The organism is Microbispora triticiradicis, assembly GCF_005864065.1.
In the GTDB taxonomy this organism is placed as follows: Bacteria; Actinomycetota; Actinomycetes; order Streptosporangiales; family Streptosporangiaceae; genus Microbispora; species Microbispora triticiradicis.
On record NZ_VANP01000008.1, the window covers coordinates 259,868 to 278,661 of the forward strand.

Here is an 18,794-nt window from a genome sequence, read left to right on the forward strand (position 1 = left end):
CGATATGGAGGAACGGTGACGCCGACCAACCCCCGCCGCCCGAAGGAAGGACAATCGTCCGGCCCGGGCGGACCACGCAGGCGCATCTCCCACCCCATGATCCTCGCCACCGCGTTCGTGCTGACCGCGACCGGCGGAGTCGGAGTGGCGGCGGCCTCCGCCGCTCCCGTCACCCCGCCGGCCGACGCTCCGGAGCCCGTGGTGACGGCCACCGTGACGATCACCCCCACGCCGGTGGACCTCCCGGCCGAGACCACCACCGAGGTGCCTCTGGTGGGCCCGTTCCTCGGCGTACTGCACGGCCAGATGGTCGTGCCGGCCAGGAACAGGTGCGACACCGTCACGGTGTTCACCCAGACCGGGCAGGCCGTCGCCGTGGCCGAGGGCTCGGTCACCATCCGGAGCCAGGACGGCTTCGAGCGGTCGTACTCCGTCGACGACTCGACGCGGGTGTTCACGGGCCGCCGCGGTGGCGAGATCCGGCAGGACGCCTGGGTCTCCGTGGTCGCCGCGGAGCCCGCTCCGCAGACCCCGCCCGAAGCCACGCCCACTCCCCCGGAAAGCACGCCCACGCCTCCCGAGGAGACCCCCACACCACCCGAGAGCACACCGGCTCCTCCCGAAACCACCCCCACTCCCCCTGAGGCGACGCCCACGCCTCCCGAGAGCACGCCGGCTCCCCCCGGGGAGACGCCCACGCCCGATCCGCAGACGTCGACGGCTCCGGCGGCCCCCGCCGTACCGGGGCAGGCGGACACCGTCGCGCCGAAGACCGAACCGTCACCCGCCGCCTCTCAGGGGGAGACCGCGGCGGCCGCCTACGTCTTCGATCTCTCCCGGCCGAGCAAGAAGCTGTGGAACCTCGGCAAGATCTCGCCGTACTTCCCGCACTGGCGCTCCGGCAAGCCCGCCTGGCGCACTCCCGAGCCCTGCCCGACGCCGACGGTGACGCCCACGGCGCCGACCGACACCCCGACCGACACCCCGACCGTCCCGACCACCCCGAGCGCCCCGGCGGAGACGCCTGCCGACACCGTGTCTCCCACCCCTGAGCCGACGCCCACCGACGCCCCGGCCCCGTCCGGGTCCTGATCACCCCATACGGCCGGCCCTCGCCTTCGCGGGAGGGCCGGCCTCCGGCTGTCCGGCGCGAGAATACGCCGCGGACGCCGGGAGGCCGCCATGCCCGGCGCGCGGGAGGAGGCCGCCTATACTGCCGCTGCCGGCGGATCGGAGCGGGCGCGAATCCACGAGCGGCAGCGGCCCGGCTCCGGCCCTCCGTCCCACTACTGGCACGATCCCGGTGAACGCGCGGACGCGCGGCCGCCCTCGGCAGTACGGCACTCCGCCCGGCGCATGCCTTCCGTGCCACCCTCGAAGTACCGACGAAAGGTGACGCAGGCCATGCTGGAAGGACTTCGACAGGCGGCCGGAAGAGACGGCGCCGCCGCCGTACGGCTCGGGGACGACGCACTGGCGCCGGCCGAGCTGCTGCGCGCCGCGAGCGCCGTGGCCGGCGGGATCGCGGGCGCCTCCGCGGTCGCCGTCCACGCCACGCCGACCATGGACACCGTGATCGCGGTGGTCGCGGGACTGCTCGCGAACGTCCCGGTCGTCCCGGTGCCCCCCGACGCCGGGCCCATGGAGCGCGACCACATCCTCCGCGACTCGGCCCCCGCGCTCATGCTGGCGGCGAAGGGCGCGCTGGCGGACCCGGGCGCCCTCGGCGTCCCCGTCGTCCCCGTGGACGACGTCGCGGGCGCGGAGACCTCCTTCCCCGGCCCGGAGCCCGGCTCCACCGCTCTGGTGCTCTACACCAGCGGCACGACGGGCCGCCCGAAAGGCGTTCGGATCTCGCACGGCGCCATCACGGCCAACCTCGGCGCGCTCGCCGAGGCGTGGGCGTGGACCGAGGAGGACACGCTGGTCCACGGGCTGCCGCTGTTCCACGTCCACGGCCTGATCCTCGGCGTGCTCGGCGCCTTCCACACCGGCTCGGCCCTGGTGCACACGGGACGGCCGGCCCCCCGCGCGTACGCCGGGGCGCCGGGGACGGTCTACTTCGGGGTCCCCACCGTGTGGTCGCGGGTCTGCGAGGACCCGGAGTCCGCGCGGGCCCTGCGCGGCGCCAGGCTGCTGGTCTCCGGCAGCGCTCCGCTCCGGCCTGCCCTGTTCGAGAACGTACGGGCCCTCACCGGGCACGCCCTGCTCAACCGGTACGGGATGACCGAGACCCTGGTCACGCTCAGCGGCCGGGCGGGAGAGCACCAGACGCCCGGCTGGGTCGGGACCGCCCTGCCCGGCGTGGAGACGCGGCTGGTGGCGGAGGACGGCGACCTCCTGCCCCATGACGGCTCCGCCCTGGGCGAGCTGGAGGTGCGGGGGCCGAGCCTGTTCACGGAATACACCAACGCGCCGGAGGCCACGGCGGCCTCGATGACCGCCGACGGCTGGTTCCGCACCGGCGACCTGGCGGTCGTCGGGCCCGGCGGCGTCCACCGGATCATGGGCAGGGCGTCGACCGACTTCATCAAGACCGGCGGCTTCAAGGTGAGCGCCGCCGAGGTGGAGGACGCTCTCCTGGCGCATCCGGCGGTGCGCGAGGCCGCCGTCGTGGGCGCCCCCGACGACGATCTCGGGGAGCAGATCCACGCCTACGTCGTGGCGGACGCGGTCCCGGCCGACGAGCTCGTGCACTTCGTCGCCACCCAGTTGTCCGTCCACAAGCGGCCCCGGCAGGTGCGCTTCGTGCCGGAGCTGCCCAAGAACCGGCTGGGCAAGGTCGTCAAGGGTGAACTCGGCCGCCGGTGAGCACACCGGCCGGACCACTGGCGAGCGCACCGGCGGGATCCGGGCGGGATCACCGCCGCCTCATCGGGAGGCGGTGATCCGTCGCGGACGGCCCGTGCCGGCCCGCCGTTCCCCGGAGAGGCGCGGTTCAGCGGCCGCGCCTGCGCCCGGCCCTGCCGCTCACCCCGCCGAACAACGCCAGGCCCCGCACCACGACCACCGGCGCGGAGGGATCGATGTCCGGGCCGTTCTGCACGTCGAAACCGCCGAAGATGCCGGTCCCGTGGCAGCGCAGCTCGACCCCCTCGGGCACGATGATCTCGGCGCCGCCGAAGATCGCGTTGACCGTGATCTCGACCTCCTTCGCCTCGAACTCGGCGGAGGTCAGGTCGAACTGCACCCCGCCGAAGACGGCGAGCGCCTTGGTCCGCCGCCGTACCCTCCAGCGGCCCTTGCGTACGGCGCCACCGAAGACGGCGACGACGCTCTCGGGCTCGGAGGTCGCGTCGGGATGGTAGGACACCGGGGTCGCGGCCGGACGGCGCCGGTCGACCTGCAGGTCGTGGGTGAGCACGTCGAGCTCTCCCACGGTCTTCGCCTGGTAGAGGGTGTCCAGGCGCTCGGAGTACTCCTCGTGACTCAGCTGACCGTTGCTCAGAGCCTCGCCGAGCAGGGCGGCGACCTGCTCCCTGTTGCTGTCCGAGGCACGCAGGTGCGACATCTGCGAGTCGCCACGCTCGGGGGGGTTATCCATGATGGTCACGATAGTTCTCCTCGGCCCCCGTCAGGGAGCCGGACGTACGCGCGACGCGATCCCGCCGAACCGCGGCGCCCGACGCACGCCCCGCCGTGGTGCCGGGACACCGGACGACCCGCGGCCGGTGCCCCTCCACGCGCTCCGCGGAGGGGCACCTTCCACCGGTGTCTAGTCGCAACGGCCGCAACGCTCGCGGCAGTCGGGTCCCCAGATGGCGTTGGCCCAGAGACAGTTGTCCCACCAGCAGTCATTCCAGGAGGGAATGACACTGCCGCACGGCTCCCCGAAGGAGGAGGCGTTGCGCCAGTCGTTGAAACTGTTGTCGAAGGTGTTGTTGACACCCACGGTGGTGTAGCCGTCGCCGTACCCGGTGGTGCCGCAGGGGTTCCGAGCGGTGTTGCGCCAGTTGTTGAAGCTGTTGTCGAAGGTGTTGTTGAACAACAGTTCTTCGCCCGGGCTCGAGTAACCGTATTCGGTTGGAGCGGTCGCCGCGGCCGCGGCCGCGGCGCTCACCGCGAGAGCGCCACCGGCGAGCGCGGTGGAGAATGCGAATCCGGCGATGACCTTCTTGAGCTTGGGCATTCGTGTCCCCCTCTAAAGGATCAACTGCCTGATTGCACGACATGCACTCCAGAGTGCTATGTCGTTGAGTTCGACCGTTAAGCCGCCATCACCCCGCGCTTGCATGGTTTCCAGGCCGAATGACCGATAAACGGTGATTTACCGTGTTTGATGCCCCATTGTGAGCAATGGGGCATTCTAAGTCCACTTATGCGTCGTTTATCCCGAAATGTCCGAATCTGCGCCGTGGGTGGACGGCTCCTCCGGGGTCTCCTCCGGAGCGGCGCCGGGGTGGGCCGCGACGAACCGTTCGAGGATCTCGTCGGGCACCTTCCCGCGCGCGGGCACCTCCAGCCCCTGCTCACGGGCCCACTCGCGGACGTCGGTGAGCGTGTGACCGCGCAGGCGCGGCGACGCGTCCGCCGCCTTCTTCGCGCGCGACGCCTGCTTCACCTCACGGGCGTTCTCCAGGACTTCCTCGACGAAGGCGAGCGCCTCGTTCAGTCGCTTGTGGTTCTCGTCGCACAGGTCGATGGCGAAGGTCCGGTTCAGCAGCGGGAACTCCCGTCTCGCCACGTCGTCGCCCTCGGAGTGGTCGAGGTCGTCAACCAGTATCACCTTCTGCGCCACGTGCCGCCCTTTCCCAGGTGGATCTACGTCTTTCCGGACCGTGGCATCCTACTCGCGGGGTATCCCGCTCGCGCTGGTCACCCGCCGCCCGCCGCTCTCCGGCGGGACGACCGGGGGTGACTTCGGAGGCGGGGCGGGTAGGGCCAGGGCATGCCGGAAGGGCATCTGGTCCATCGTCACGCACGCGAGCAGCACGAGGCGCTCGCCGGGCGCCTGGTCCGGGCCACCAGTCCCCAGGGCAGGTTCGACGCGGCACCGTACGACGCCAGGGCCGTCGAGCGCGTGGAGGCTCTCGGCAAGCACCTGCTCTACTGGCTGGAGGGCGCCCCGCCCATCCACGTCCACCTCGGCATGCGCGGCCTCTTCCTGCGGTACGACGACCCCTCGGCCGAGCCGCGCCGGGGCACCCGGCTTCGCCTGGCCACCGGCGAGGTGGCGTTCGACCTGATCGCCCCGATGCGGTGCGAACCGCTCGACGAGGGGAGGCTTCGCGCGCTCAGGGCCGCGACCGGCCCCGACCCCCTGCGCGGGGACGCCGACCGGGAGGACGCCGTACGGCGCCTGCTCGCGGCCCCCGCCCCGGTCGGCGCGGCCGTGCTCGACCAGCGGGTGTGGGCCGGGATCGGCAACGCCTGGCGGGCGGAGCTGCTCTTCCTCACGGGCCTCGATCCCCGCGCCGCCGGCATCGGCGCGGAGGCGGCGGGGCGGCTCTGGGACACCGCCGTGCGCTGTCTCGCGCTGGGCCGCGACGCGGGGCAGGTGGTCAGCGACCCGGACGCGCCGGACGAGCGCTGGGTCTACAAACGCGAGCGCTGCCGCCGCTGCGGGACCGCCGTCCGCACCTGGACGCTGGCCGCGAGGACGGCGTACGCGTGCCCCCTCGACCAGCCCGCATATGCCCCCTGACCTGGGAAGTCACGCCACCGCCAGGTTGTTACACCCAGGTGAACGAAGGCCACCGGCTCCTGGACATCCGCCGCCTCTACGTCGAGCCCGCCGCGGCCGGACTGCCGCGCGGCAAGGAGATCCTCCAGCGGTTCCCCGACGCCGAGCGCGTCGAGATCGAGTCGCACCACCGGATCCCCGAGCTGTACGGGGACGAGTCGAACGTCTCCCGCTGGGTCAGGATCAAGACGGAGGCTCTGGTCCTCGGCGTCAAGAAGTCGCTCACCGCGCGGCCCAACGGCCGGTCGAGCGACTTCATCGCGCCCTCCACCGCGAACGGCTGCGCGATGGCCTGCGCGTACTGCTACGTGCCGCGCCGCAAGGGCTACAGCAACCCGATCACGGTGTTCGCGAACATCGACAAGATCACCGGCTATCTCGCCCGGCACGCGGGACGGCAGGGCGTCAAGCCCGAGCCCAACCAGGTCGATCCGCACGCCTGGGTGTACGACATCGGCGAGAACTCCGACTGCTCGGTGGACGCGACCGTCTCGGACAACGTGCGCGACCTCGTCGACCTGTTCCGCGACCTGCCGAACGCCAAGGCGAGCTTCGCGACCAAGTACGTCAACCGCGACCTGCTCGGCTGGGACCCGCGCGGCCGTACGCGCGTCCGGTTCAGCCTGATGCCGGCCGCGGACGCGAAGCTGCTGGACATCCGCACCTCGCCCGTCGCCGACCGCATCGCGGCCATCGACGACTTCGTCGAGGCGGGATACGAGGTGCACGTCAACTTCAGCCCCGTCGTCGTACGGGACGGCTGGCTGGAGGACTGGGCCGAGCTGCTCGGGCAGCTCGACGACGCGCTGGGCCCGGCGGCGCGCGCGCAGCTCGCCGCCGAGGTCATCTTCCTCACCCACAACGACCGCCTGCACGAGGTCAACCTCGGCTGGCATCCCAAGGCCGAGGAGGTGCTGTGGCGTCCCGACCTCCAGCAGCCCAAGCGCTCGCAGACCGGCGGATGGAACGTCCGTTACAAGATCGGCCAAAAGGGCCGCTACGTCACCGCGCTCACCGGCCTGATCGCCGAGAGGCTGCCGTACTGCCGGGTCCGCTACGCCTTCTGACCGCGGGCGTACGCGGCGGGGAGGGCCGCGCCGATCTCGCGTGCGACCTCGGGGTGCGCGAGGTACTCCTCCACGTCGTGCACCCGGCTCAAGGGGTTGGTGACGCACGTCTCGACGAGTTCGCCCTGCCAGTCGTCGTCGAGCGGGCATCCGACGGTGACCGGGTCGGTGGGACACCACGCGTTGAACCAGTGGGCCACCTGGCCGGGACGCTTCGGGCCGCCGGCGAGCAGGCTCCGGTACACGGTGTCGAGGCCGAGCGGGCTGCCCGCGGTGACGAGCAGGCCGACGTTCACGGCCGGGCCGAGGCGGATGAGCAGGTCCAGCGCGACGACCGTGCCCAGGCTGTGGCTGACGATCACCAGCGGACCGCGGGGCGTCTCCCGCAGCACCGTGTCCAGCACGGCCTCCCGGACCCGTTCGTCACCCAGGTAGGCGGCCACGTCCGCGAAGATCGCGGCGATGGCGAGCCGGTCCAGGTCGGTGACGGCCGCCAGCCAGCTCAACCCACCGTGCACCAGGTCCGCCCGTTCCCCGCCCGTCGGCCGGGTTCCGGGCATCCCGGCCCTGGCCGCGGCCTCCACGATCAGCTGCTCGTACAGCCGTCTCGTGCCGTAGAGCACGGGAGCCGCCGCGTCGACCGGGTCGGCGAAGATCTCCTCAAGGGAGTGCGGCGCGGGGCGGGAGGGCCGCAGGGCTTCGGCGAGCCGGTCGCCGTAGAAGGGGAAGCAGACGTCCCCCGGGGTGATCGTGGGCAGTCCCGCCCGGGTCAGCCCGCCGTTCAGGCCCGCCGTCCAGTAACGGCGCAGGTGCTCGGGGTCGCGTCCCTGCTGGCCTCGGCCGTGCAGGAACACCAGGTGCAGGGCACCCCCGAACGCCGCGGAGTCCGCGGAGAGCCCCGTCGTGCCGGGCTCGTCAGGAGACACCGTGGTGGCCTCTGACGAGCCCCGCATGACCGGCCGCGTGGCCGCGGACTCCGCCGGCCCCGCCGGCGCCGTCACGGGTGACGCGGTGGGAGCCGACCCTGCGGCGCGGCCGTCCTGGAGCCCCGACTCCGGCCCCATCTCCGCGAGCAGCGCCGTCCACGCGCCGTCGAGCCGCAGCGTGACCAGGTGCCGCAGGATCGAGCTGACCCGCACGCCCTCGTTGGACACCCAGTCCACGGCGTCGTCGCCGTCACCGGCCTGCCAGACCTGGCCGTCGCGACGGAGGATGCGGTCCTGGTCGTCGGTCCTCGGCACGCCGCCATGGTGGAGCGCCGTCACCTCCCACTGGTCGTTGTACACGGGCGAGCCCGAACTGCCCGGCTCCGTGTCGGTCTGGTATTGCAGGAAGTCGTCCAGACGGACCTCCAGCCGGTTCTCCCGGATGGAGATCTCCTTCAACCGGCCGCCGGGATGGCCGACGATGTTCACCGGCTCGCCGATGACGAGCTTGCCCGGCTGCGCGCTGAGCGTGTTCCAGCCGAAGATCTCCCCCGCCGGCCGTCCGCCGGCCTCGGGAGCGACCAGGACGAGGGCGAAGTCGAGGCCCTCGTCGGCCACGAAGAACGCGTCCGGATCGAGGGTGAACCGCTTGGCCACCTCAGGCGTGTTGTCCACGCCGACCTGGGCGTCGAACTCGGCGAACGCCTGCCGTACGGCCTCCGGGCAGGGGAGGACGTGGTGGTTGGTCAGCAGCAGCCGGGGCGAGACCAGGAAGCCGGTACCGATCGGCAGCTCCCGGCCGTTCTCGCTCACCGAGATCCTGGCGACGGTGCGGGCCGCCCGGGCCCCGCGCGGCAGGAAGCTCCACGCCTGGAGGTCCTTGGCGACGCCGAGGATGCGCTCGTGCATCGCGGGCCGGTCCAGGCGGACGCCCCGGGTGGCCTCCATCACTGCCTCGACCGGCACTCCCTGACGCTGGACGAGCCGGGCGGCACGGGCCGCGAGCAGGTCCGGCGAGTCGGGGAAGGCGTCGCCCTCACTCTGCCTGCGGCGCACCTCGTCCCGGACCGTGCCGCTGCGGCGATACCGTACGGCTGCCGCCCTGGCGTGGCGCAGGCCCTTCTCCCGGACCTCGTCGGCGATGTCCACGGCGTCTCCCGTCACTTCGCGATCGTCAGCACGCCGTCCTGGCAGGACAGCACGGTGAGGTCGGTGCGCCCGCCTTCGGGGAAGACGACGCGCACGCCGCTCTCCCGCGCGTGCCAGCGGCCCGTCACCGGCCGCGGGCGGTCGGCGGGGCCGGGGCGGAGCTCGACGAACGTGCCGTCCGCCCGGAACTCCAGGCCCCGGCGCGGACGGCGAGAGGGCCGGAACGGATGGCGCGCGGGGCGGTAGACCTCCGCGTCGCCGGTGTCCTCCTCGTAGGAGTGCAGCCACTCCCCCACGATGCCGATGTCCGGTTCCGTCACGGGCTCACCCGTCCGTGTGGCCGCCGACCATGCCGATCGCGGCGCGGATGTCGTTCAGCACCTCGGTGGTCAGCCGCTCGCTGTCCTGGAGCAGCCGCTCCACGTCCCCGTCGTGGCTGGGACGCCACGTCTCCGGCATCGCCCGCGTGAGGCGCTCCTCCTTGGCGGGCGCCTCTTTCGCGGGTGCCTCCTTCGCCGCCGGCGAGACGAGGAAAGAGGCCCGCACGCCCTCCAGGCAGGCGTTCATCCGCGCGGCCTGCCCCCGGGTGAACATGAACATGCCGGCGTCGTCGGTGTAGTCCATGTAGTTCACGAACATGTCGCCGTTCGGGCCGTTGCCGCAGGTGACGCGGGGAAAAGCCGGCAGCCCGTAGTTCGCGTCCGCCTGGTTCGGCGTGTCGGCGACCTTGTCGTCGCTCGTGCAGGCGCCGTCGTCGTCTCCCCAGATGTGGTAGAGGTCCAGCCAGTGGCCGATCTCGTGGGTCGCCGTACGGCCGCCGTCGAAGGGGTGGGCCGCCGTGCCCGTCGTCCCGAAGGCCGTGTTGAGGATGACGACGCCGTCGGTCTGCGGCGGGCCGCCGGGAAACTGGGCGTACCCGAGCAGGCCCCCGCGAAGCCGGCACACCCACAGGTTCAGGTACTCGTCGCTCGGCCACGGGTCCGACCCTCCGGTGGCGCCCGACTTCACGCCGTCGTCCACGGTGAAGTCGTGCCGGTCGGTGGCGACGCGCACGATCCCCGTCGCGGGCTCGCCGTCGGGCCCGCGCGTGGCCAGGCGGAACTCCACCCGGGCGTCCGCCACCAGGGCCTTCCACACGTCCGGCACCTTCGCCACGTCCGGATTCGCCGCGCGGAAGTCCCGGTTGAGCGCCTCGATCTGGCTGTGGATCTGTTCGTCGGCGATGTCGTCGGCCGGCACGGCCCGGTCGTGCACCACGTGCACGACGACCGGGATGGTCAGCACCTCGGTCCGGACGGGGGCGCGCCGCCCCTGCTCGTACCGCAGGGCCCGGGTCTCGATCGCCGCGCGCCGCGCCCGATAGGTCATGCTCTCGTTGAGCAGCCTGCGGTGCACCAGCATCGTCCCGCACAGGTCGCGGGCCGGGAACCGGGCGTTCGTCGGTTCGGTCATGGCGAGTCCTTACGCTCGAATATGTGGTCACGCGCCAGGCGCCGCTGCAACTCGACGTTGCGGAACTGGTAGAACGGCCCCTCGGTGCGCAGCAGGCCCAGGCGGTGGGCGTCGTCGAGGAAGCACATGGCGCGCAGCGGCAGCCGTCCGCGCCTGGCGAGCCGCGGGATCGTCAGCGTGTAGGCGAGCCAGGCGTGGTGGCTGCCGAGTATGAGCCCGAACAGCGGCCCGAGCAGCAGGCCGCCCGCGAGCACGGCCGGCGGATTCAGCTTGGCCACCAGGCCGACGGCTGCGACCGTCAGACCGACGCCCAGCCCGCACAGCGCCCGGATGAGCGTGAGGTTGCGGTCGGCGCGCCAGGTCGACCGGGGGGAGCGCGCCGTCGTGCTGCTGGTCGGATGCTCGACCCACCGGATCAGGCCGACGGTGAGCACGTATGTGAGCCCGGACAGCAGCGCGATCTTGAGCGCCCCGCCGGCCCTGTGGCTCATCAGCCCGCCCACGAGCGCGCCCAGCAGGCCGGCCACGACGGCTTCCGCCAGCGTGCGGCCGAGCAGGGACAGCCGTCCGCGCACCTGGAACTCGGCGTGACCAGGCGGCTCGGTGAACCACGATCTCGTCATGACCAGCACGGCGAGCGCGGACACCAGGCCGAACAACGCTCCGGCGCGCGGCGCGTGCGCCACCGCCGCGATCGAGAGGCCCACCAGGACCCCGCTGACGACGCTGACCATGAGCCGGACCGTCCCGGTGGAGGCGTACCGCGCCAGGTGCCACCAGGCGACGTTGCGCGTGTCCTCCCCGGGGGTCAGGAGCTGGCCCGACAGGTAGGCGAGCCAGTGCCGCACGTGCTCCGGGTCCCAGGAGTGCCGGGGCCGGAACGGCTCGTCCGCGTCCGCGGCGGGGGTACGCGAGCCGACGAGGGCGGGGATGAACCGGTCGCACAGGTGGTCGTAGAGACGGGCCGCGTCCGCCCGCCCGAGTTCGAGCAGCGGCGCGGGGTCCTGGCGGCTGACGACATAGGCGGAGCGGACGAGCCAGAGCCCCAGCGGGGTCGCGGTGACCTCGGCCAGGGCGGGCGCGATCCCCTTCCTCAGCGCGTCGAGCACGTGAAGCCAGGCGGGGTGCGGCCTGGGCGGCAGGCACGCCTGGAGGTAGTCGGCGGCCGTCTCGGCGGTGATCTCCCCCGGCTCGATGACCGCCGCCGCGGTGAGCACGTCTCCGATCAGGTCCACGGACTCGGCGAACTGCTCCGTACGGCAGGTCAGGATCAACTGGTCGCGGTCGCTCATCGAGTGGTTGAGCGCCAGGAGGATCCCGGCCCGCGCCTGTCCCGGCAGTTCGTCCAGGCCGTCGATGACCGGCAGGACCCCGCCGCGCGCCGTCAGGGTCTTCGCGACGTCAGGACCGAACTCGTCCGCCGTCAGCGCCGGGTAGTCGACGGCGATGCAGTCGGCCAGCCAGTCCTGTAATCGGGGATGGACCTCGGCGTCCCAGCGTGCCGCCGACAGCAGCACGGGAACGGGCTCACCGGGCAGCCGCGTCCGGAGCAGTTCCATCAGCAGTTGCACGGCGAGGGTCGTCTTGCCCGACCCCGGGCCTCCGAGGATGACCAGGCGGCGGCTGCGCAGCGCCCGGAGTTCGGCCGCCATTCCGGCGAGGTCCGCGCTCAGGCTGGGGAAGCTGACGAAGTCCTTGGCGATCAGCCGCGGGTGGTCCATGAGCTCGGCGTGCTCCGTAGACCTCCACGGCACCGGGATGGGCTCGGGATCGGCCAGCGACCGCAGGATCGTCTCGTCCCTCCACTGCTCGGCCACGAGACCGGCGAGGACGTCCTTGGCGTTGTCGACGTCGCTCTGGGCGGGGGCCGACGGAGGCTTTCTGGACGTGCGCCACTGGGACAGGAACTGGAGGCCCCCTTTCATCAGCTCGATGACGCTGTTCGCCGCGGTCATGAGCACCCCGACGTTCATCGATATATTGCGGGCCCCCTGTTCCGGCAGTTCCAAATCCTCGACCAACAACTTGAGCCGCACCGCCAGAACCAGGAGCAGGACCCCCAGCACCACCGAGGTCCACATGTGGTGCCGTCGATGCCACCTCGACCTCTCCACAAGGCCATCATGCGAACCGCTCTGCCGGAAGCGTAAGAAGGGAATCCGCCCAGTGTGGGAAAGTGCTCGTACACCCGCGCGCGGGGAGGTCAAGCCCTTGGTAGATCAACACCCGTCTCCGGCCCGTACGGCATGCCGCACGGCGGCCCGTCCCCGGGGGCCGGGCAGGACGAGGTTGCCCTCCACGACCAGCATGAAGCGCTCCAGGCCCGGCACGACGACGTGCACGGCCGTTATCCAACCGGGGAGAACGGCCACCGTACGCGTGAGCGGTGCGTAGCCGCGCGCGCCGAGGCGGGCGGCCACTTCGCGGAGCTGGTCCCGGGGACGGCCCGGCCGCGCTCCGTCCTCGGGGAAGGGAACCGTACGGGCCGCGTGCAGATGCTCGGTGAGGTCGAAACGCCCGCACGCCAGCAGTTCGGGATACCGGGCGAGCCGCTCCGCGTCCCCCCGGCGCTGGATGCGCTCGCCCACGGTGGTCTGCACAAGCTCGGTGAGCGCCCGCCATGCGGCGTGAGCGGGGCTCAGGGAGGTTCCGGCTCCGCGCCGGTGCGGGCGGTCCGGCGTCGGCGCGACGTAGGCGAGCATGGTGGGGACCATCAAATCGCTGGTGATGTCAAGCAGGTGGACGGGCGCTCCGGTGACCTGACCGGCCACGGCGTGGGCGCGGGCGAGCTCGGGCGGCAGGGTGCGCGGATCGACGACCGACGGCCGTTCGCCCGTGCCGAGGAAGGCGCGCACCAGCAGCAGGGAGAGCGCGTCGCGTTCGATCGTCTCGTTGAGGGCGTGCAGCAGCGCCTCCGTCGCGGTGACGCCCACGGCCGATCCGCTGTTGCAGCTGTACCTCATCAGACCGGTGTAGTCGTGGGCGTCACCGGCCCGCTCGCGCAGCCGCGCCGCGTCCGCCTCGACGTACCAGGGGGCGGACAGGAACAGGGGCACCGGGACGGCGCCCCCGGGTCCCTGGTACCGGTTACAGGCCAGCGGCGCGGCGCATCGGCCGTCGAGCAGGACGGCGGACGCGTCCGCCCGCAGCGGCCCGGCCGCGATCCTGGCCGGTTCGACGGGTTCCACCGCCGCCGGGTCGAACAGCGCCGGGCCCGTCAGGTAGTGCTCCAGCGCCTCGAACAGGGCGCCGGCACGGGCCTCCGCGCGCCGTCCCTTGCCCATGCCCTCCGCCGACGGCGCCGGGACACCGTCCGGCCCCCGCAGGCGGCAGTGCCAGGCGGCCGGCTCACGGCCCTCGCCCATGTCCACCAGGTCGGGCGTCAGGCCCAGATGCGCGAGGGCCGCACCGGCCCGGCGTACGGCCTCCGGAAGCGGGACGACCCGCTCCGCGCTAACCGGCGTTCTCGTCGCGCTCCTCGGTGATCTCGCGCAGTCGTTCGCGTTCGGCCTCGGTGAGCTCCTGCTCGACGTCGTCCAGCGACTCGGCTCTGGCGAAGTCCACGCCGCGTCCCATGGGCTGCTCCCTTCAACAGGCGGGAGGGACATCTGCCCGCGTCCGGGTCAGGCCAACACCATCAACCGGCCACCTCCCGTACGACGTCCGGCCTGTTGGTGATGACGCCGTCCACACCCGCGCCGGTCAGGCGGCGTACGGCGGCGGGCGCGTCCACCGTCCACGTGAGGACCTTCATCCCCAGCCTGTGGACGCGGCGGACGTAGCCGGCCGTGACACCGGCGTACGGCGGGTTGATCTGGTCGGCGAACGCCGCCAGGCGGGGCAGGTCCGCGACCGGCGGCGTGCCCAGCAGGCCGATCGGCACCCCGGGCACGAGGCGGTGGAACCGGCGCATCGACTCCCAGTCGAACGACTGCACCACGATCCGGCCCCGCCAGCCCGTGTCACGCCCGATCTCCTCGGCCACCCGGGCCTCGACTCCCGGGTAGAGCCGGGGCTCCTTGATCTCCAGCAGCAACCCGAGCCCGCTGCCGCGCATCTCGCGCAGCGTCTCGCCGAGCGTCGGCACCCGCTCTCCCGCGTACTTCCGGGAGAACCACGAGCCGGCGTCCAGCCCGCGGATCTCGGCCAGCGTGAGGTCGCCGACCCGCCACGGCGACCGGCCGGGAAAGACCTTCTCCACGTCGGTCGTACGGCTGAGCGTCGTGTCGTGCATCAGCACCAGGTGATGGTCCGCGGTCTCCTGCACGTCGAGTTCGAACATGTCGGCGCCCTGGTCACGGGCCAGCCGGAACGCGGCGACGGTGTTCTCGGGCGCGTACGCCGACGCGCCGCGATGAGCGACCACCAGCGGCCGCGACGCCGCCGCGGCCGGAACGACGAGGGTGAGAAGGGTCAGGACGAGTGCGACGATAAGGCCGAGTCGCCGGCGCATGGTTCTCCTCGGGTGTCGGGAAGCGTCCTACGACCCGAACCTGACCACGCGCCATTACACCGAGTTGAGTTCCCGATGGCGGCCGGGTGCCGTCTCGATGAGCATCACGTCCGTCTCCGGACATTTCGCCGTACGGGTCAGAGGCGCGCGGCGGTGACCACCACCGTGACGTAGGCGACGGTGAAGCCGCCTCCGATCGCGTCGATCGCGGCCCCGACCTCGGCGAGCATCTCCGACAGCGTGTCCGGCGGGAGCCGGGTCAGCAGGCCGGACGTGGGCAACTGGTCCAGCCACTCATCGCGCGTGTAGAACCGCTGCCAGTCGAACCGCCACTCCTCGGGCTCGCCGAACGCGCCCACCTCCCGGATGCCGTCGGCGGCCTTGTCCAGCAGCGGCCGGTATCCGTCGAGGGCCGACTTCGGACGCGCGCCGTCCTGTGGCGGGAAGCCGGGCAACACCTTCCGGTAGACCGCGGCGAGGGACTCCGACACGGCGGGCGGCGGCTCGAACACGTGCCAGAACGCCGCCAGCCGGCCACCGGGACGCAGCACCTCGGCGGCCTTGACCGCGCCGGCGACCGGATCGACCCAGTGCCAGGCCGTCCCGGCGACGACCGCGTCGAACGTCCGGTCGGCGGGGTGCCAGGCCTCGAACGTCGCCACCTCGACCTCGATCCCGCCGCGGCGTGCGAAGGCGGCCATCCGCGCGTCGGGTTCGACGCCGAGCACCCGGCAGCCCGCCGACCGGAACTGCCGTGCCGCGAGGCCGGTGCCGCAGCCGACGTCGAGGACCTCGGGCCCGGGACTGGCGGCGACGATCCGCTCCACCATGGCCTCGGGATAGGCGGGCCGGGTGCGGTCGTACCGTTCGGCGTCCTCACCGAACGACTCCGCCATCTGCCTGGCCTTGTGGGGTGCACCTTCAAAAGTGGGCATGTGCCCACTTATAGTGGGCACATGCCCACTCGTCAACGGCGTTCACCCTTGGAGTTGTTTTCGAACCGACCCGCCCTTCACGGCCGCCCGGGTGGGAAGTATTCAACTCGCTACCCATAGTGACGACCAAGCGTCTGGAGGAGATGGTGACCACCATTCAGGACTTCGAGCACCTCGGCGAGAAGCACTTCTCCCACTGGCTCGCCAAGGCGAGAGCGACGCGATCCTCAACGTGCTGGAGGCCCGGGGCCTGGAGGTTCCCGACGACGTCCGCGAGCGGATCCGCCGCTGTCAGGATCTGGACCAGTTGCGGACCTGGGTACGCCGGGCCGTCACCGTCACCTCGGCCCAGGAGTTGTTCACCGAGTAGCAGACCCGGCGACGACCCGACCTTCGTATCCGTCCACGGTGGTGGAGTCGCACACTCGGTCCTCCAGCTTCGAAGACCGAGGAGGCGGCACCGGTAAAGTCGATCGTGGCGGAGAGGAGGGACGAACGGTGCCGACGGGAGTGGCCCTCCGCGACGTACGCACGCAGTTGTTCGACGCGGCCGAGCGCGTGCTGCTCAGGGACGGACCGAGTGGGTTGACCAGCCGGGCGGTCACCACCGAGGCGGGCTGCGCCAAGGGTGTCCTGCACCGGCACTTCGCCGACTTCGACGCCTTCCTCGCCGAGTTGGTGCTCGACGGCATCGCCAGGATCGACCGGCAGGCCGCCGCTCTGCGCGAGTCCGCCGGGACCGGCACCGTCGCCGGCAACCTCACCGACGTGCTGACGGACCTGTTCGGTTCGGTCGCCGTCGCGGTAGTCGGCCTGATCATCTCCCGGGACGGCCTGCGCGCCCGGTTACGTCAGGCCAGGCCCGGCCAGGGCCTTCCACTCCTGACGGAGGCCGCGGCCATGCTCGCCGCCTACCTCGCCGCCGAGCGCGATCTGGGCCGGATCGCGGCGGACGCCGACGTCGACACGCTCGCTCCCACGCTGCTCGGCGCCTCACACCTGCTGTTCGCCGACCGCGACGGCGGTCCGCCCCAGGCCGACGCCGTGCACAAGATGGTGAACACCGTCATCGCCGGTGTCGTACGCGACTGAGCCGCGAACCCTCCCGCCCTGCGCGCCGTCGGCACAGAGCGCCTCGGGGCCCCGGCCGGGCCGGTGCAGCCGATCAAGGTGCCACCCGGAATAACCACGTGATCGTCAGGAGCGTGGCCGGTAACGTGACCTGGTGTGACGAGGCCGGCGCTCTTCAACCGCGAAACCCGTTGCCCTGGTAGCCGGGCGTGAACGACGACGACCGGCTGATACTGCGCCGAACCTTCACCGAGGACGCCGCCCTGTACGACCGGACGCGGCCCGGCTACCCGGCCGCGATGTTCGAGCACATTCCCGAAGGCAGCCGGGTGCTGGAGATCGGTTGCGGCACCGGTCAGGCCACGGTCGCCCTCGCCGGGCGTGGCTGCGCGGTCACGGCGGTCGAACTGGGGGCCGAGATGGCGGCGCTCGCCCGCCGCAAGCTCGCCCGGTTCACCGGCGTGGAGGTGGTCAACGCGGCCTTCGAGGAGTGGCCGCTGCCGCCGGAGCGGTTCGACGTCGTCTTCGCCGCCACCAGCTTCCACTGGCTCGACCCGGCCACACGCGTGAGCAGGTCGGCCGACGCGTTGCGGGCGGACGGCCTGCTGGCCGTCGTCTCGACCGAGCACGTCGCCGGTGGCAGCGAGGCTTTCTTCGCCGAGGTGCAGCGCTGCTACGAGCGGTGGGACCCCGCCACGCCGCCTGGTCTGCGGTTGACGCCCGCGAACGACATCCCGTACGACAGCGGCGAGATCGACGACTCCGGCCGCTTCGGGCCGGTGCGGTTCCATCGCTACGAGTGGGACCACGCCTACACGACGCGGGAGTATCTCGACCTGCTCAATACCTACTCCGGCCACCGCGCCCTGCCCGACGAGGCCCGCACGGGACTGCTCGGCTGCATCGCGGCTCTCATCGACGGCCGTTACGGCGGGCGCATCGTCAAGCGTTACCTCACCCAGCTCGCCCTCGCACGGAAGCTCGGCTGACGGTCAGCCGGGCGGCGCGGTGAAGGCGGCTTCGAGACCGGGGCAGGGTGGGGTCAGCGGAGCAGGTCCAGGGCGCGGGCGGTGCCGAGGGAGTCGTCGACGGCGGTGTGCCGGGGCTCGGCCTCGCCACGCAGCACCTCGTGGATGTGGCGGATGCCCCAGGAGAACGTCGAACCCTCCCCCGGCTCGTGCCGCTCGACCAGCCGCTCCTCGCGCCAGACCTCCAGCACGTCGTGCGGCTTCGGGTGGAAGGGATTGGTCAGGCGGATCTCCCCGCCGGTGCCGACCAGCCGGGCGTACGTCGTGGACGGCAGGTCGAAGCTGCAGCTCAGCAGCAGGCGGCCGGGATCGAATTCGAGCACTCCGGCGGTCTCGATGTCCACCCCTGCCTCGCCCTTGACGGTGGCGGCGTGACCGGCCACGGCCTCGCGGCCGAACAGCAGTTGCGCGAACCGTACGGAGTAACAGCCCACGTCGTAGAGGGCGCCGCCGCCGAGGGCCGCGTCGAGCCGGATGTTCTCCGCGCCCTCAAGCCGGAAGTGGAAGGACGACCAGATCTCCCGCAGGTCGCCGATGACGCCCTGTTCGAGGAGGTCGCGCAGCCGGGCCGTCTGCGGGTGGAACGGGAAGACGAACGCCTCCCAGAGCGGGCGGGCCGACCGGCGAGCCACGTCGATCACGTTCTCGGCCTCCGCGGCCGTCAGGCACAGCGGCTTCTCGCACAGCACGGCCTTGCCCGCCTCCAGGGCGGCGATCGTCCACTGCGCGTGCAGGGCGTTCGGGAGCGGGACGTAGACCGCGTCGATGTCCGGGTCCTCGATCACGGCCTCGTACCCGCGCACGGCACGCTCGACACCGTTCTGCCCGGCGAACGCCTCGGCCCGTGCGAGGTCGCGACCCGCCACGACGGCGGCCGTGCCGCCGCCCGCCTCGCGCAACGCCGGGAGGAACGCCCAGGCGGCGATGTTCGCCGTGCCGAGGATGCCCCACCGAACACCGCTCATACCGATCCACTCCTCGTCGCCCAGATCCTGCGGGGACGGTAGCACAGGTGAATTTTTGCCCCTGG

The 18,794-nt window shown here is 72.1% G+C and carries 19 protein-coding genes; 7 read left to right on the plus strand and 12 right to left on the minus strand.

Features of this window, described 5'->3' with window-relative positions; genetic code table 11:
- Positions 1 to 15: 15 nt before the first annotated feature.
- Together FED44_RS36535 and FED44_RS21980 are read left to right on the plus strand one after the other, a co-directional pair.
- Positions 16 to 1,092, plus strand: a complete 1,077-nt coding sequence (locus FED44_RS36535; RefSeq protein WP_187405975.1) for a hypothetical protein — start codon at positions 16 to 18, stop codon at positions 1,090 to 1,092.
- A gap of 312 nt (positions 1,093 to 1,404) precedes the next feature.
- Entirely contained in the window at positions 1,405 to 2,811 is a 1,407-nt protein-coding gene (locus FED44_RS21980) for an AMP-binding protein (protein WP_138461882.1), read from the plus strand.
- A 127-nt stretch (positions 2,812 to 2,938) separates the two neighbouring features.
- On the opposite strand, the gene FED44_RS21985 is transcribed toward FED44_RS21980, so the two are convergent.
- The 3 genes from FED44_RS21985 to FED44_RS21995 all read right to left on the minus strand — a co-directional run bounded on the left by FED44_RS21985 (position 2,939) and on the right by FED44_RS21995 (position 4,738).
- A complete protein-coding gene (locus FED44_RS21985) occupies positions 2,939 to 3,544 on the minus strand; it encodes a DUF1707 SHOCT-like domain-containing protein (RefSeq protein ID WP_111701138.1) in 606 nt (201 codons plus the stop codon).
- A 171-nt stretch (positions 3,545 to 3,715) separates the two neighbouring features.
- Complete coding sequence (locus FED44_RS21990) at positions 3,716 to 4,129, minus strand: hypothetical protein (RefSeq protein WP_138461883.1); 414 nt, start codon at positions 4,127 to 4,129, stop codon at positions 3,716 to 3,718.
- A 198-nt stretch (positions 4,130 to 4,327) separates the two neighbouring features.
- The gene (locus FED44_RS21995; protein WP_111701080.1) at positions 4,328 to 4,738 is read right to left on the minus strand and encodes a histone-like nucleoid-structuring protein Lsr2; all 411 of its coding nucleotides are present in this window, start codon (positions 4,736 to 4,738) and stop codon (positions 4,328 to 4,330) included.
- 150 nt (positions 4,739 to 4,888) lie between these two features.
- Here FED44_RS21995 and FED44_RS22000 point away from each other — a divergent pair, with 150 nt between their 5' ends.
- A complete protein-coding gene (locus FED44_RS22000; protein ID WP_138461884.1) occupies positions 4,889 to 5,644 on the plus strand; it encodes a DNA-formamidopyrimidine glycosylase family protein in 756 nt (251 codons plus the stop codon).
- A gap of 38 nt (positions 5,645 to 5,682) precedes the next feature.
- Positions 5,683 to 6,750 (plus strand): spore photoproduct lyase family protein, encoded by a 1,068-nt coding sequence (locus FED44_RS22005; RefSeq protein ID WP_138461885.1) that lies wholly within the window; start codon positions 5,683 to 5,685, stop codon positions 6,748 to 6,750.
- Here FED44_RS22005 and FED44_RS22010 read toward each other — a convergent pair.
- The 8 genes from FED44_RS22010 to FED44_RS22040 form a co-directional block, all read right to left on the minus strand.
- On the minus strand, positions 6,738 to 8,840 hold the full coding sequence (locus FED44_RS22010; protein WP_244302133.1) for a S1 family peptidase: 2,103 nt from the start codon (positions 8,838 to 8,840) through the stop codon (positions 6,738 to 6,740). The genes FED44_RS22005 and FED44_RS22010 overlap by 13 nt on opposite strands.
- Entirely contained in the window at positions 8,837 to 9,145 is a 309-nt protein-coding gene (locus tag FED44_RS22015) for a hypothetical protein (RefSeq protein WP_138461886.1), read from the minus strand. Before FED44_RS22015 ends, FED44_RS22010 begins: the two co-directional genes overlap by 4 nt.
- A gap of 4 nt (positions 9,146 to 9,149) precedes the next feature.
- Positions 9,150 to 10,277, minus strand: coding sequence for a zinc metalloprotease (locus FED44_RS22020; RefSeq protein ID WP_208759117.1), 1,128 nt, complete (start codon positions 10,275 to 10,277; stop codon positions 9,150 to 9,152).
- Positions 10,274 to 12,391, minus strand: coding sequence for an NACHT domain-containing protein (locus FED44_RS22025; RefSeq protein WP_138461887.1), 2,118 nt, complete (start codon positions 12,389 to 12,391; stop codon positions 10,274 to 10,276). The genes FED44_RS22020 and FED44_RS22025 overlap by 4 nt, the downstream gene beginning before the upstream one ends.
- A 105-nt stretch (positions 12,392 to 12,496) precedes the next feature.
- Complete coding sequence (locus tag FED44_RS22030; protein WP_167521556.1) at positions 12,497 to 13,642, minus strand: YcaO-like family protein; 1,146 nt, start codon at positions 13,640 to 13,642, stop codon at positions 12,497 to 12,499.
- Between the two features lie 88 nt (positions 13,643 to 13,730).
- Entirely contained in the window at positions 13,731 to 13,853 is a 123-nt protein-coding gene (locus FED44_RS38170) for a hypothetical protein (protein ID WP_259402575.1), read from the minus strand.
- Between the two features lie 61 nt (positions 13,854 to 13,914).
- On the minus strand, positions 13,915 to 14,730 hold the full coding sequence (locus FED44_RS22035) for a glycerophosphodiester phosphodiesterase (RefSeq protein WP_138461889.1): 816 nt from the start codon (positions 14,728 to 14,730) through the stop codon (positions 13,915 to 13,917).
- 137 nt (positions 14,731 to 14,867) lie between these two features.
- The gene (locus FED44_RS22040) at positions 14,868 to 15,665 is read right to left on the minus strand and encodes a class I SAM-dependent methyltransferase (RefSeq protein ID WP_138461890.1); all 798 of its coding nucleotides are present in this window, start codon (positions 15,663 to 15,665) and stop codon (positions 14,868 to 14,870) included.
- 232 nt (positions 15,666 to 15,897) lie between these two features.
- Here FED44_RS22040 and FED44_RS35925 point away from each other — a divergent pair, with 232 nt between their 5' ends.
- The 3 genes from FED44_RS35925 (at position 15,898) to FED44_RS22050 (ending at position 17,725) form a co-directional block, all read left to right on the plus strand.
- Positions 15,898 to 16,035 carry a hypothetical protein gene (locus FED44_RS35925; protein ID WP_167521557.1) on the plus strand — a complete coding sequence of 46 codons (138 nt, stop codon included), beginning with the start codon at positions 15,898 to 15,900 and terminating at the stop codon, positions 16,033 to 16,035.
- Between the two features lie 128 nt (positions 16,036 to 16,163).
- Positions 16,164 to 16,757, plus strand: coding sequence for a TetR/AcrR family transcriptional regulator (locus FED44_RS22045; RefSeq protein ID WP_111701070.1), 594 nt, complete (start codon positions 16,164 to 16,166; stop codon positions 16,755 to 16,757).
- Between the two features lie 188 nt (positions 16,758 to 16,945).
- Positions 16,946 to 17,725, plus strand: coding sequence for a class I SAM-dependent methyltransferase (locus FED44_RS22050; RefSeq protein ID WP_138461891.1), 780 nt, complete (start codon positions 16,946 to 16,948; stop codon positions 17,723 to 17,725).
- 53 nt (positions 17,726 to 17,778) lie between these two features.
- Here the strand turns inward: FED44_RS22050 and FED44_RS22055 are convergent, their stop codons facing one another.
- The gene (locus FED44_RS22055) at positions 17,779 to 18,729 is read right to left on the minus strand and encodes a Gfo/Idh/MocA family protein (protein WP_138461892.1); all 951 of its coding nucleotides are present in this window, start codon (positions 18,727 to 18,729) and stop codon (positions 17,779 to 17,781) included.
- Positions 18,730 to 18,794 lie beyond the last annotated feature (65 nt).